Here is a 12,972-nt window from a genome sequence, read left to right on the forward strand (position 1 = left end):
GGTTCAGTCTAGAGTGGCTTTTTAACTGGATAAACGTGCTAATAGGCAACCTTTGGTTTTCAATTGGAAACAATCCATGAGCGAGATGGATGACCTGGCCGCGTTTGCGGTACTGATCGAAGCGGGCAGCTTTACCGTGGCGGCGCAGCAACTGGGCTGCAGCAAGGGCCAATTGTCCAAGCGGATCAGCCAGTTGGAGGCGCAGTTTTGCGTGGTCTTGTTGCACCGTACCACCCGCAGGCTGAGCCTCACCGCGGCGGGCGCGGCGCTGTTGCCCCAGGCCCAGGCGCTGGTGGCGCAGGTGGATCGAGCGCGTCAGGCGTTGGCGCGGCTCAAGGATGATCTGACGGGGCCGGTGCGGATGACGGTGCCGGTTTCGCTCGGAGAAACATTCTTCGATGGCTTGTTGCTGGAATTTTCCAAGCAGTACCCACAGGTGCAGATTGAACTGGAGCTCAACAACAGCTATCGGGACTTGGCGCGGGACGGGTTCGACCTGGGCGTACGCGCAGGCGCCCTCGACAACGAACGCCTGGTGGCCAAGCCACTGCTGGCCTGGCATGAGATGACCTGCGCGAGCCCGGCCTACCTGGAACAACATGGCGAACCCCAGACCCCCGCCGACCTGGCCGCGCACCGTTGCCTGCTCAACAGCCACTACAGCGGCCGCGAAGAGTGGCTGTACCACCAGCGGCACGAGTTGCTGCGCGTCAAGGTCAGCGGCACCTTTGCCTCCAACCACTACAACCTGCTGAAAAAGGCCGCACTGGTGGGGGCGGGTATCGCCCGCCTGCCGTCCTACCTGCTACCGGCTGAATTGGCTGACGGGCGCTTGCGTTGCCTCCTTCGCGATTATCAGACGCGTAGCCTGCCGATGTACCTGGTCCATCCCTATCAGGGCGGCTTGCCGCGGCGCACCCAGGTATTGGCGGATTACCTCGTGGAGTGGTTCAAGCGCAGCGGCGCGGCGCTGGACCGACTTTAACGGTAGCGCCGGGCGATCAGGTGATCGATGGACAGGCGCCCAGGGCCCCGGGCGACCAGCAGCAACAGCAGCGCAATCCAGGTGCCATGGGTCGGATAAGCGTCGGGGTAGACGAACAGTTGGATCACCAGGGTCATACCGATCAAGGCCAGGGCCGAGAACCGCGTGGCGAGCCCCAGCAGGATCAGTACCGGGAAGAAATGTTCGGCGAATGCCGCCATGTGCGCGGCCACTTCCGGCGACAACAACGGCACGTGGTATTCGCTGCGAAACAGCGGCAAGGTCGAGGCGGCCAGCTTGGGCGTACCGAGTTGGAAGGTGCCGCTGATCAGGTCAATGGCAAAGCCTTCGACCTTGGTTTGCCCCGACTTCCAGAACACTGCGGCAATGGAGAAGCGCCCCAGAAAGGCGATCAGGCTGTAGGGGATTGCGTCGAAAAGCGCGATGACGCGTTTGATCAGGCAGGGAGGGCTGATGTTCATGGTGATACCTCTTGTTCCGGGAGCAGATGAGTGATTGCGTCGTGACGGATCAGCAGCGACAGACAGGGGGTCGGGTCGAAGTCGGCCGACGCTTCGTGGGCCTGTGCCACGGCGTCTTCCAGTTGCATGCCTCGGTTCAGGCTGTCGATAAACGCCACCGAAGCGTTGTCGATGGCAACGACCTTGACCTCCAGGCCCTGGCGCAACACCAATGCGCTTTGGGCGTACCAGGGATTCAAAGTCTCGACAGCGTCCTCGGTCTGATGCGCTGCCCACACCGCGACCACGGCGTAGGGTGAATTGAGTGTGGCGACGCAGGGGTGCAGTTGCAGGCGCCATTGCCCGAGGTCTGTTGAGCCCTGCAGTCGCTGGAGCACGCTGAGTTGATTGGGAGACGGGATATCCGCCGCGTGAAAAGCGCGTACCCGCAGCCGCTCCAGCCGTGCGATGTCCGCCAGGTAGGGCACGCTGTTCGCGGGTTCGAAACCCTGGATGAAGTCGGCGAATGTGCTGCCGTACTCGCTGATCACTGGGCTGCAGGGTGGGCACGTTTGTACGTAAACACCGGCCATGGCGCGAAAAAACGCGTCGCCCACCAGTTGCAAGGTCACCGGGTAAGCGGCGGCCAAGGCACTGATCAACGAACTGTGGACATTGTTGCGGTATACCGCAAAGCGGCTTTGCGGGTCGGCACCGTTGCGGCTGAACAGGCCGTCGGGGCAAGGCTGGTCGGGCATCAGCAAGGCATTGGCAAACGTGGCTTGAAGGCTCATGAGCGTGCTCGCGACAGATGCCCTTCGGCTGTGCGGGCTTCGGCCATCAGGACGCTGAAGGCCGGTACCTGGTTGTCCCGTTCGATCAACGTCGGAACCGCCCCGATGCGTGCCAATACCTGTTCGTACAACTGCCACACCGCGTTATCAATGGGCGCGCCGTGGTCATCGATCAACAGGCGATCACCCAGGCTGTCCGCATCTTCGGCAAAACCCGCCAGATGAATCTCACCCACCGCGTGCAATGGCAGCGCATCGATGTAGGCCAGTGGATCGCGTTGGTGGTTGATGCACGACACGTAGACGTTGTTCACGTCCAGTAGCAAGCCACAACCGGTGCGGCGGATGGTCTCGCTGATGAAGTCGGTCTCGTCCAGGGTCGAGCACTGGAACTGCAGGTAGGTCGATGGGTTCTCCAGCAGCATCTGCCGCCGGAGCGTGCTCTGCACCTGTTCGATATGCTCGCATACCCGATTGAGGGTGGCGGTGTCGTAGGCCAGGGGCAGCAGGTCATTGAGAAACACCGGGCCGTGGCTGGACCAGGCCAGGTGTTCGGAAAAGGATTGGGGTTGGTAGCGTTCGATCAGCGTGGCCAACCGTGCCAGATGCTCACGGTTCAGCGGGCCTTCGCCGCCGATAGACAAACCCACGCCGTGCAATGACAGTGGGTATTGCTCGCGGATCAACCCCAGGTAGTGGTGAAACGGGCCGCCGGCCACCATGTAGTTTTCGGCGTGTACTTCAAAGAAACCGATGTCGGGTGAGGAGTCGAGCACTTCAGCGAAGTGCTCGTTCTTCAACCCAAGCCCGGCCCGACGCGGCAGAGCGGCTTGCCGGGATGAAAGGTTCATGATCGAGACTCGAAGCGCGCAGGGTTTCAGGACTTGGCGGTGAAGGCCGCTTCCTGGCCGAAACCGGTCGGCGAGGTGGAGCTTGGAGTTTTGGCACAGGTGCCGGCGGGGACCAGTTTCCAGGCATTGGCCTGGTCCTTGGTTTTCGAGGTGCCGGCGCAGGACGTGCCGGCGCCCGCGGCGCAATCGTTCTTGCCGGCTTCAGCGACGCCGAAGCACTTTTGCATGTCATCATCCGCGTGGGCGGTGCTGGTCAAGGCGGACAGACTCAGGGCGGAACCCAGGGCCAGGACGAGGGTGGCGGCGGACAGTTTGGTGGTCATGGTGTGTCTCCAGTAGCGGTTGAATAAGTAGGCTTGATTGCCTGCATGCACCACTAGAGAGGGGAGGGTTGAGTTCGTTACATGCGGATCGAAAAATAATTATTCAGGGATCACGCGAAACAAATGTGGGAGGGGGCAAGTCGAATCGTCGCACCGCCCCTCCCACATTTAGATCCGGTTTATTCAGCAACCGTCTCTTAGCCGCCCAGGTACGCCTCCCGTACCTTCGGATCGGTCAGCAGCTGCTCACCCGTGCCCTGCATCACCACCCGGCCGTTTTCCAGTACATAGGCGCGGTCGGCGATTTTCAGCGCCTGGTTGGCGTTCTGCTCCACCAGGAACACCGTTACACCGTCCTTGCGCAGCTGTTCGATGATGTCGAAGATCTGCTGGATGATGATCGGCGCCAGGCCCAGGGACGGTTCGTCCAGGAGCAACAGCTTGGGCTTGCTCATCAGCGCCCGGCCGATGGCGAGCATTTGCTGCTCGCCGCCGGACATGGTGCCGCCGCGTTGGCTGAAGCGTTCCTTGAGCCGGGGGAACAGGTGCAGCACCTTGTCCATCTGCTCCTGATAGTCGCCCTTGTCGGTGAAGAACCCGCCCATGGCCAGGTTCTCTTCGACGGTCAGGCGCGAGAACACACGACGGCCTTCCGGCACCACCGCGATGCTCTTGCGCATGATGTGCGACGATTCCTGGCCCACCAGCTCTTCACCCATGTAGCGGATGCTGCCGCTGTGGGCCTGGGGTGATCCGCACAGGGTCATCAACAGGGTGGACTTGCCGGCGCCGTTGGCACCGATCAGGGTCACGATCTCACCCTGGCGCACTTCCACATTGACGCTGTGCAAGGCCTGGATCTTGCCGTAGAAGGTGGAAACGTTTTCGAATTGCAGCATTTTACGCTTCCCCCAGATAGGCTTTGATCACTTCAGGATTGTCGCGGATCTGCTCCGGCGTGCCGTCGGCCAGTGGCGTGCCCTGGTTGATCACCACGATATGGTCGGAAATGCTCATGACCAGCTTCATGTCGTGTTCGATCAACAGCACCGTGGCGTTGTTTTCCTCACGCAGCACGCCGATCAGCGCCTTGAGGTCTTCGGTTTCCTTGGGGTTCAGGCCGGCCGCCGGTTCGTCGAGCATCAGGATCCGCGGACGGGTCATCATGCAGCGCGCGATTTCCAGACGGCGTTGCTGACCATAGGCCAGGGTGCCGGCAGGGCGGTTGGCAAACTCGGTGAGGTTGACCTTGTCCAGCCAGTACTCGGCGTATTCCATCGCCTCGCGTTCGCTTTTGCGGAACGCCGGGGTCTTGAACAGACCGGCAAAGAAGTTGGTGTTCAGGTGACGGTGCTGAGCGATCAGCAGGTTTTCGACCGCCGTCATGTCCTTGAACAACCGCACGTTCTGGAAGGTGCGCACCACGCCCTTGCGGGCGATCTCGTGGCCGGCCAGGCCCTGGATCGGCTGGCCGTCCAGCAGGATGCTGCCGCCACTTGGCTTGTAGAAGCCGGTGAGGCAGTTGAACACTGTGGTCTTGCCGGCGCCGTTGGGGCCGATCAGCGCTACCACTTGTTTCTCTTTCACGGTCAGGGCCACGCCGTTGACCGCCAGCAGGCCGCCGAAGCGCATGCTCAGATTTTCGACTTTCAGGATCTCGCGGCTCATTTGCGCAGCTCCATGTGTGGACGTTGCATGGGCAGCAGGCCTTGAGGACGCCAGATCATCATCAGCACCATCATGGCGCCGAACATCAACATGCGGTATTCGCTGAACTCACGCATCATTTCCGGCAGCAGGATCATCACGATCGCCGCCAGGATCACGCCCAGTTGCGAGCCCATGCCACCCAGTACCACGATGGCGAGGATGATCGCCGACTCGATAAAGGTGAACGACTCAGGTGTTACCAGGCCTTGGCGAGCGGCGAAGAAGCTACCGGCGAAACCGGCGAACGCAGCACCCAGGGTGAACGCGGAGAGCTTGATGATGGTCGGGTTCAGCCCCAGCGCGCGGCAGGCGATCTCATCTTCGCGCAGCGCTTCCCACGCGCGGCCGATCGGCATGCGCAGCAGGCGGTTGATCACGAACAGCGCGGCCAATGCCAGCAACAGTGCCACCAGGTAGAGGAACACCACCTTGCTCACCGGGTTGTAGGCGATCCCGAAGTACTCGTGGAAGGTCTGCATGCCCTCGGCGGCGCTACGGTCGAACGACAGCCCGAAGAATGTCGGCTTGGGGATGCTGCTGATGCCGTTGGGGCCGCCGGTGATGTCGGTGAGGTTACGCAGGAACAGGCGGATGATTTCCCCGAAGCCCAGGGTCACGATCGCCAGGTAGTCACCGCGCAGGCGCAACACCGGGAAGCCCAGCAGGAAGCCGAACGTCGCCGCCGCCATACCCGCCAGCGGCAGGCAGATCCAGAAGCTCCAGCCCAGGTAGTGCGAGAGCAGCGCGTAGGTATAGGCACCCACGGCATAGAAGCCCACATAACCCAGGTCAAGCAGGCCGGCCAGTCCCACCACGATGTTCAGGCCCAGGCCCAGCAACACGTAGATGAGGATCAGGGTGGCGATGTCGACGGCGCCGCGCGAGCCGAAGAACGGCCAGATCAGCGCGGCCACGATCAGGCCGATGATGATGTAGCGCTGGGTACGCGGCAGGGTCAGGAATTGGCTGACCTTGGGCGACACCAACGGAGCGCGGTTGCCTTTGAACAAGGCACCGACCTGCTGGGTGAACAGCACACGCAGGAACATCAGCACCGAGCACAGGGCAATGATGGTCAAGGTCACGGGACCTGTGCCATGCACTTCAAGGTTGATGCCGACAATGCTCAGCTTGAGGCCGAGTACCGGAAAGGCCACGGCCCATACCAGCAAGGCGCTGAAAAACGCCGATTTAAGATATCTGCTCATACTTTCTCAACCTCCGGACGGCCCAGGATGCCGGTCGGACGGAACAACAGCACCAGAACCAACAGGCCGAACGCCACGACGTCTTTGTACTGGTCGCCGAAGATATCGGCACCGAACGCTTCGGCCACACCCAGCACCAGCCCGCCGAGCATCGCGCCCGGAATACTGCCGATGCCGCCCAATACCGCCGCGGTGAAGGCCTTGAGGCCTACCAGGAAACCGGCGTTGGGGTTGATCACGCCGTACTGCATGCTCAGCAACACGGCAGCGACCGCCGCCAGCGCGGCGCCGATCACGAAGGTCAGGGCGATGATGTTGTTGGTGTTGATGCCCAGCAGGTTGGCCATCTTGATGTCTTCGGCGCAGGCCCGGCAGGCACGTCCCAGACGGGAGCGGGAGATGAACAGGGTCAGGCCCAGCATGGCCACCAGGGTGACGACGAAGACCAGGATCTGCATGTAGGAAATCAGCACTTCTTCCGCGCCGCCCGGGCCGAAGGAGAAGCTCCCCGGGATCAGGTTGGGAATGGATTTATCCTTGGAGTCCTGGGACAGCAATACGGTGTTCTGCAGGAAAATCGACATGCCGATGGCGGAAATCAACGGGATCAAACGGTTGCTGCCACGCAAGGGACGGTAGGCAACGCGCTCGATACTGTAGCCATAGGCACTGGTCACGACGATCGACGCAAGGAACGCGGCGGTCATCAACAGCGGCAGGGAATGGATACCCATCATGGCCAGCCCGGCAAGGGCGATGAAGGCCACGTAGGAACCAATCATGTACACCTCGCCATGGGCGAAGTTGATCATTCCAATGATGCCGTAAACCATTGTGTAGCCAATGGCTATCAAGGCATAGGTGCTGCCAATGGTCAGGCCATTAACCAGCTGTTGGAAAAAATGATAGATCTCAGGCATTACAGCGCTCCTAAAAACCCGATACGCATTTCACTGGTGGAGTCATGTTCCGGCCCTGGGCTGTGTTCTGTGAGCACATTTGCACAAAGCGTTTGCCAGCGAACCGCTGGTGACGGTTTTAAGATTTTCAGGTGAGCCAGCGCCCGGATCGCGGGTGACAGGCCCATAAACCTCGTAAAACAAAGCCCACTGCTTTCACAGTGGGCTTGTAGGACCAGTAACGCCTGGCTTACTGAGGGGAAACTTCGGTTTTAGGTTTGCCGAAGTGCCATTCGTAGACCACGAACTTGAAGTCCTTCAGGTCGCCCTTGGCGTCGAAGCTCAGCTCGCCGGTAGGGGTCTTGAAGGTGCCCGCGTGGATGGCTTCGGCCACTTTGGCGGTGTCTTCGCTCTTGGCAGCAGTAATACCGCCGGCGATGACTTCAACAGCCGAGTAGGCCGGGAACACGAATGGACCGGTCGGGTCCTGCTTGTTCTTGGTGAACTCTTCAACGATGGCTTTGTTGGCCGGGTCGGTGTCGAAGGATTTCGGCAGGGTGACCAGCAGGCCTTCGGAAGCGCCCTGGGCGATTTGCGAGATGGAGTCGTTGCCGACGCCCTCTGGGCCCATGAACTTGGCGTTCAGGCCTTTTTCCTTGGACTGGCGCAGGATCAGGCCCAGCTCTGGGTGGTAGCCGCCGTAGTAGACGAAGTCGACGTTGGCTTGCTTGAGCTTCTGGATGACCGAGGAGAAGTCTTTGTCACCAGCGTTCAGGCCTTCGAAAACGGCAACTTTCACGCCTTTCTTCTCGAGGGTCTGTTTGACGGCGGTGGCGATACCTTCACCGTATTGCTGTTTGTCGTGCAGCACGGCAACGATTTTAGGCTTCACATGGTCGGCGATGTAGTTGCCGGCCGCTGGGCCCTGGGCGCTGTCCAGGCCGATGGTGCGGAAGATCAGCTTGTAGCCACGGGCGGTGATTTCCGGGCTGGTGGCAGCCGGGGTGATCATGATCACGCCTTCGTCTTCATAAATGTCGGACGCTGGCTGAGTGGAGCTGGAGCAGAGGTGACCGACCACGAACTTGACGCCGTCGTTGACCACTTTGTTGGCGACCGCCACGGCTTGTTTAGGATCGCAAGCGTCGTCGTATTCCTTGGCTTCAAGCATTTTACCGTCGACGCCGCCCTTGGCGTTGATGTCGGCGATGGCCTGCTTGGCACCCATGAATTGCATGTCGCCGTATTGCGTTACCGGACCGGTCTTCGGACCGGCGATGCCGATCTTGATGGTGTCAGCGGCGAACGAATGGCCGGCAACCCCAGCCAGGACCATAGCGGCAAACAGTTTGGAAATCTGCTTAGTAGCCTTATTCATAGTGCTCCACTCTTACTGTTGTATTTTTTATAGTTCTAGCGGCCTCGTGAGCTGCTGAACCGGATCAGATATCTCGGATATCCCCCCGGCACCGCCCTGGCAACTGTACCGGTACAGTGTAGAGCGCCGGTTGATCGCTTGAAAAGCTGGCTGCTGGGGGCAAAACCCGGGTGTGTCGCATAAATGAAAGAAAGAGACAGAATTGCGGCGGGGTGGTGCCAGATACTCGGGCAATCCTTGGCTTTCCTGACACTTTCTCTCGATGACTCATTTGCAACTGGGTTTTTCTACCTTGGTCGCGACGTTATGATTGCGCCGATTTTTTCCCAAGGTGAATTCCCATGACGCAAGAACCTAGCACCCTCTATGCCAAGCTGCTCGGTGAAACCGCCGAAATTTCCTGGAAGGAGCTTGAACCGTTCTTTGCCAAGGGTGCCCTATTGTGGGTCGATGCCGGTCTGAATTTGATCGAGGCGGCGGAGGCGATGGCGCAGGATAATCGCGAGAAAGTCGCTGCCTGGCTGGCCGCGAACAGCCTGGGCGAAGTGTCTGCGACGCGGGCATTGGACCTAGTCAAGCGTGACCCGGGCTTGTGGGCGGTGGTGGTTTCGCCCTGGATTTTGATCCAGGAAAGGGCAGCCTGAGAAAGTCGTGCACAAAAAAGGTGCGTATTTTTTGCCCGCAGAAGTGTGTAGCGCAGTAACCGCCGACTCCGTGATGGCACCTTGCCGTGGAGAAAGGTCACAGACCTGGGTGACGTGCGCGTCATGGGAACAGTTCTCCCGTGGCCGAATCGGTGGAACAATTGTTTCTGCGTATTTATAAACACATGTGTCTGTCGGATATGGCCGTAGGAAACAGTGAATTCCGGTAAAGTTCGCCGCCTGTTTACCTGGAGCTCGTCATGCAGTCAGCGCCGCCCTCTTTAGCGAACACTTCGCATCAGTTGCTTTACCTTGTCTACGGTAGCCAGGACGTCTACCGGCGCGAAGCCAAATTCAGCATCCTCACCGCCCTCTCGCAACTCAAGCAGGGTGAGTCGCTGTGTATCCGCGTCATGACCGATCGCCCGCAGGACTATGCCGGTTGGCCTGTCGAGACGCTTGAGTTGGACACACAGACCCTGTCTCAGTGGCAGGGCGACAACGGCTACCTGCACCGCCGCAAGGCCTGCGCGATTGCCCACGGCTTGACGTTTGCCGACAAGACCCTGTTCGTCGACACCGACACGCTGTTCCTCAATTCTCCCCATCGCGTGCTCGACCTGATCGAGCCTGGCCAGTACGTGATGGATGAGTTCGAATACGACTGGAGCTACGTCTGCAAGCGCCCGGACTACCTCAAGCTGGGCCAGCACCTGCACGCGCACGGTATTTCGGCCGACAACAGCTTCAAGCTCTACAACAGTGGCTTGTGTGGCGTGCGCGCCAGTGATGGGCCGCTGCTCGACGCCTCGATCCGGCTGATCGACGAGTGGACCCTGGGCTCGTTCGATATCCATACCATCGAACAGGTTGCGATTTCCTTCGCGATGCGCGGCCACAAGGTGCGCGAGGCGAGGAAGCTGGTGCATCACTACTATGCCGACAAGCGTTTCTTCCACGCCATGCAGGCGCATTTTTTCACGCTGTACGGCGAAGCGTTCAGTCCTGAACTGGTCGCACGCTGTCTAGAGGTGCCGCGGGTCAAGCCGGTGCCATCCCCTTGGCAGCGGTTGCTGATCAAATGGAAGTTGCGCAATCAGGGCAAGCACTTGAAAAAGGTCGGTCGCGACCTGCTCTACGGCAGCTCTGCACCTGAAAATCCCTATTACGCGGTCTGTCGGCATGGTTGGTGGGAATCGGCCTCTAAGGAAATTAGCGGCTGGGATGAAGCGCGGCAGAGGACGTTTTTCGGCGTAACCGACGCCGGTTGGCCGAAGCATTTGCCGCGGCCCGCAAAACGCGCTGACGAAAAAACCATCGTTGCCTTCCTGCGCCAGCGCCGGGCGTAGTGACACTCAAGCGGCGACGGCGCCGTGCAGCGCCGTCGCGATCGCCTAGGCGGTCTTGCCGGTATGGTTATTCAACGAAATGACCTTGGTCTTGCCGATGCGATGACGGTAGATCTCGCGCAGGTACTTGATCGCCTTCTTCACGCAATCGCGTGACAGGCGAATGTCATTGATCGACACAAACTTGTCTTTGTCATTGATCAGCTCGCGGTACTTCTTCTCATACATCGGCTTGATCGCGTACCAGTTGGTGTCGAGGATCTTGGCGGGGTTCTCGAATTCGTTGAGCAGTTCGTCGATACGGTCTTCGTCGAAATCCTCGTGGATGATGAAGTCCAGCATCGAATTGTCCAGCGTGTCATCGAATCGATACGGGTTGCGCGCAAAGCAGCGTTTGATGAACGCGACGATCAAGGTGAGGAAGTCATCCGACAGGCATGGGCTCTTGGCGATCAAGGTTGTCAGCGACAAGTTGGCCGAAGCGCCGATCACCAGCGCGTAGCGCTTGAGCGTGGTGTTGGGGAACAGGCTGTTGAGGTGGGTCTTGAGCCGGTTCAGGTCCATGTAGGACAGTTTGTAGTCCTTGGGCAGCGAGACGATGGACACCACCGACGAGCAGTTCTTGAAGAAGTGCAGGTCGTGCAGCGCCGCCGCGTCGTAGCCGGAGTTCTTGTACTGTTCCAGGGAAGCTTTGTAGCGTTTGGACTCGATCGGCAGCAGGCTGATGCCTTCGATGGCCTGGGTGACCTTGTTGAAGTGCGGCAGGTCGATGGAGCGGAAGAACAGGTCATCGATGTTCAGGCGTTGCGGCTCTTTTTCGAACACCTTGAACTTGTCATTCGAAGGCGCCGGGGTTTCCGGGACGACGGACTCGGCGTAGGCAATCGCTACGGGACCTGCCAGGCTCATGAACAGGTCGTTGGCATCCAGGCGGATGGTTTCGCCGATGTCGATGCCGGCGCGACGGAAGTAGTTCTGGTCGTAGTCGGTAGTCACGGCCTGGGCGGTGAGAATGTTGAAGATCTGTTGGGAGATGTACTGGTTGGCGTGTTTTTCCATGGCATTGACGTCAATGTTCTGGATGTTGCCGTCATCGCTTTCTTCGGCGTAGCGCATGATGTCGTTGGAGATCAGCATCATCGCGTTCCACGGCCGGATGCGGCCTTTCACGCTGGCTTCGCTGCTGTCTTCGTTGGCGAAGTTGTACGAGAAATCCCATTCCTCCGACAGGTATTTGCACAACAGTCGCCCGGCGTTGATGTGCAGCGCTTCGGACATTTCACTGCGGTGGTCGGAGATGTTCGGCAACACGCAAATGCCGCTGGTGAAGATCGGCTCGAACACAAAGGCGTGGCCGCTCTTGCTGTCGTGCTCGTCGGCGGGTTTGGTGTCGAACGTTTTGTTCATGTACGAATGCTGCTGGGCCAGGCCGAATTCCGAGGCCATCCCCGAACCCGTCCCGCCGCCGGCGCTGAAGATCGAAAAGTACAGGCGCGACTGGTTGGCCTTGATGCCGCAGGAGTCGATCAGGTACGAGTGGATCATCTTCCAGTCGGGGCTGGAGAAGCGCTGGGTGTCTTTGTTGAGGATGATCTTGGCCAGGTACTGGCCGAGGATCGGCGCGTTACCGGCGCCGCCGGCATGGACTTCGGAGAGGTCCATGATTTTCATCTTGCTGTAGTCGCGCAGGAATCCGCTTTTTTCGCCCTTGCGCGAGAAGCGGATACGCCCGGCGATGTCTTTGTCCAGGTCGCCGAGCATCACCAGGGGTTCGACCAGGAACACCGGTTTGCTGGTCTTGCCGCTGCCCAGGCGCAGGTTGTTGCGGATCCACTGGGTAGGGCTGTAACCCTTGTCTGTATGGCTCTTTTTAAATTGAAGCTTGTCTTCGTTACTGAATTCGTTCAGGTAGAACTTGCGCGCGTTGTACACCAGTTCCGCCACGTCCAGCGCGATGTTTGAACCGCACCGCCCCAGGCCGATCAGGCACACCGACGGGAATTCCTGTTCGCTGCGCGGATCGCTGTCGCCTTCAAGGTGGGGCGGGCGCGGGAACACCATGTCGCGCAGGCCATCGAGGTTGTCGAGGATACGGTCGGTATTGGTTTCGGTGAAGTACAGGTACTGCTGGGTGGCCTGCGGGGGGGTGGTGCTCAATGACTTTGAACCTGAGGGTTTGTCCGCAGGAGCTGTGGGCAACACGTCGGATACCACGGTGGCAGAGCTGTTTTTAGAAGTCATTGTGCGCCATGTGCCTGGGCGGATGGCTGAAAAGAATCAAAGGGCCATCACGGAATGGGAGTTCGCGACTTTACAGTGCGTCCTTGTCCGGAGAATCAGGCTGACCCTGATAACCCCAGGCAAAACCTG

The 12,972-nt window shown here is 59.6% G+C and carries 13 protein-coding genes; 3 read left to right on the forward strand and 10 right to left on the reverse strand.

Annotated elements, in window-relative coordinates; all coding sequences use genetic code 11:
- Positions 1-76 precede the first annotated feature (76 nt).
- Positions 77-985 carry a LysR family transcriptional regulator gene (locus V6M90_RS15700; RefSeq protein ID WP_003172367.1) on the forward strand — a complete coding sequence of 303 codons (909 nt, stop codon included), beginning with the start codon at positions 77-79 and terminating at the stop codon, positions 983-985.
- On the opposite strand, the gene V6M90_RS15705 is transcribed toward V6M90_RS15700, so the two are convergent.
- From V6M90_RS15705 to V6M90_RS15745, 9 genes are all read right to left on the reverse strand, one after another.
- Positions 982-1,467, reverse strand: a complete 486-nt coding sequence (locus V6M90_RS15705; RefSeq protein WP_003172368.1) for a DoxX family protein — start codon at positions 1,465-1,467, stop codon at positions 982-984. The genes V6M90_RS15700 and V6M90_RS15705 overlap by 4 nt on opposite strands.
- The gene (locus V6M90_RS15710; RefSeq protein WP_332846748.1) at positions 1,464-2,240 is read right to left on the reverse strand and encodes an HvfC/BufC N-terminal domain-containing protein; all 777 of its coding nucleotides are present in this window, start codon (positions 2,238-2,240) and stop codon (positions 1,464-1,466) included. The genes V6M90_RS15705 and V6M90_RS15710 overlap by 4 nt, the downstream gene beginning before the upstream one ends.
- Positions 2,237-3,091, reverse strand: coding sequence for an MNIO family bufferin maturase (bufB, locus tag V6M90_RS15715; RefSeq protein ID WP_003172370.1), 855 nt, complete (start codon positions 3,089-3,091; stop codon positions 2,237-2,239). Before bufB ends, V6M90_RS15710 begins: the two co-directional genes overlap by 4 nt.
- Positions 3,092-3,117: 26 nt before the next feature.
- Positions 3,118-3,414 (reverse strand): BufA1 family periplasmic bufferin-type metallophore, encoded by a 297-nt coding sequence (locus V6M90_RS15720; protein WP_332846749.1) that lies wholly within the window; start codon positions 3,412-3,414, stop codon positions 3,118-3,120.
- 197 nt (positions 3,415-3,611) lie between these two features.
- Positions 3,612-4,313, reverse strand: coding sequence for an ABC transporter ATP-binding protein (locus tag V6M90_RS15725; protein ID WP_078731918.1), 702 nt, complete (start codon positions 4,311-4,313; stop codon positions 3,612-3,614).
- 1 nt (position 4,314) lies between these two features.
- Positions 4,315-5,082, reverse strand: coding sequence for a high-affinity branched-chain amino acid ABC transporter ATP-binding protein LivG (gene livG, locus V6M90_RS15730; protein WP_012722652.1), 768 nt, complete (start codon positions 5,080-5,082; stop codon positions 4,315-4,317).
- Positions 5,079-6,332, reverse strand: a complete 1,254-nt coding sequence (locus V6M90_RS15735; protein ID WP_003172374.1) for a high-affinity branched-chain amino acid ABC transporter permease LivM — start codon at positions 6,330-6,332, stop codon at positions 5,079-5,081. The genes livG and V6M90_RS15735 overlap by 4 nt, the downstream gene beginning before the upstream one ends.
- Positions 6,329-7,252, reverse strand: a complete 924-nt coding sequence (gene livH / locus V6M90_RS15740; RefSeq protein ID WP_003172375.1) for a high-affinity branched-chain amino acid ABC transporter permease LivH — start codon at positions 7,250-7,252, stop codon at positions 6,329-6,331. Before livH ends, V6M90_RS15735 begins: the two co-directional genes overlap by 4 nt.
- Positions 7,253-7,481: 229 nt before the next feature.
- Positions 7,482-8,609 carry a branched-chain amino acid ABC transporter substrate-binding protein gene (locus V6M90_RS15745; RefSeq protein WP_003172377.1) on the reverse strand — a complete coding sequence of 376 codons (1,128 nt, stop codon included), beginning with the start codon at positions 8,607-8,609 and terminating at the stop codon, positions 7,482-7,484.
- Between the two features lie 341 nt (positions 8,610-8,950).
- Here V6M90_RS15745 and V6M90_RS15750 point away from each other — a divergent pair, with 341 nt between their 5' ends.
- Positions 8,951-9,253 carry a DUF2288 domain-containing protein gene (locus V6M90_RS15750; RefSeq protein ID WP_332846750.1) on the forward strand — a complete coding sequence of 101 codons (303 nt, stop codon included), beginning with the start codon at positions 8,951-8,953 and terminating at the stop codon, positions 9,251-9,253.
- Positions 9,254-9,513: 260 nt separating this feature from the next.
- Positions 9,514-10,602, forward strand: coding sequence for a hypothetical protein (locus V6M90_RS15755; RefSeq protein WP_003172380.1), 1,089 nt, complete (start codon positions 9,514-9,516; stop codon positions 10,600-10,602).
- Between the two features lie 45 nt (positions 10,603-10,647).
- On the opposite strand, the gene V6M90_RS15760 is transcribed toward V6M90_RS15755, so the two are convergent.
- Positions 10,648-12,843 carry a hypothetical protein gene (locus V6M90_RS15760; protein WP_003172381.1) on the reverse strand — a complete coding sequence of 732 codons (2,196 nt, stop codon included), beginning with the start codon at positions 12,841-12,843 and terminating at the stop codon, positions 10,648-10,650.
- Positions 12,844-12,972 lie beyond the last annotated feature (129 nt).

It is taken from the genome of Pseudomonas lactucae (assembly GCF_036688725.1).
Classification (GTDB): domain Bacteria; phylum Pseudomonadota; class Gammaproteobacteria; order Pseudomonadales; family Pseudomonadaceae; genus Aquipseudomonas; species Aquipseudomonas lactucae.

Excerpts from the sequence above, each read along its gene's own strand:
- V6M90_RS15720 (WP_332846749.1), bottom strand. The coding sequence starts at position 3,414 with ATGACCACCAAACTGTCCGCCGCCACCCTCGTCCTGGCCCTGGGTTCC.
- V6M90_RS15745 (WP_003172377.1), bottom strand. The coding sequence starts at position 8,609 with ATGAATAAGGCTACTAAGCAGATTTCCAAACTGTTTGCCGCTATGGTC.
- V6M90_RS15760 (WP_003172381.1), bottom strand. The coding sequence starts at position 12,843 with ATGACTTCTAAAAACAGCTCTGCCACCGTGGTATCCGACGTGTTGCCC.
- livG (WP_012722652.1), bottom strand. The coding sequence starts at position 5,082 with ATGAGCCGCGAGATCCTGAAAGTCGAAAATCTGAGCATGCGCTTCGGC.
- bufB (WP_003172370.1), bottom strand. The coding sequence starts at position 3,091 with ATGAACCTTTCATCCCGGCAAGCCGCTCTGCCGCGTCGGGCCGGGCTT.
- V6M90_RS15735 (WP_003172374.1), bottom strand. The coding sequence starts at position 6,332 with ATGAGCAGATATCTTAAATCGGCGTTTTTCAGCGCCTTGCTGGTATGG.
- V6M90_RS15755 (WP_003172380.1), top strand. The coding sequence starts at position 9,514 with ATGCAGTCAGCGCCGCCCTCTTTAGCGAACACTTCGCATCAGTTGCTT.
- V6M90_RS15710 (WP_332846748.1), bottom strand. The coding sequence starts at position 2,240 with ATGAGCCTTCAAGCCACGTTTGCCAATGCCTTGCTGATGCCCGACCAG.
- V6M90_RS15725 (WP_078731918.1), bottom strand. The coding sequence starts at position 4,313 with ATGCTGCAATTCGAAAACGTTTCCACCTTCTACGGCAAGATCCAGGCC.
- V6M90_RS15705 (WP_003172368.1), bottom strand. The coding sequence starts at position 1,467 with ATGAACATCAGCCCTCCCTGCCTGATCAAACGCGTCATCGCGCTTTTC.
- V6M90_RS15750 (WP_332846750.1), top strand. The coding sequence starts at position 8,951 with ATGACGCAAGAACCTAGCACCCTCTATGCCAAGCTGCTCGGTGAAACC.
- V6M90_RS15700 (WP_003172367.1), top strand. The coding sequence starts at position 77 with ATGAGCGAGATGGATGACCTGGCCGCGTTTGCGGTACTGATCGAAGCG.
- livH (WP_003172375.1), bottom strand. The coding sequence starts at position 7,252 with ATGCCTGAGATCTATCATTTTTTCCAACAGCTGGTTAATGGCCTGACC.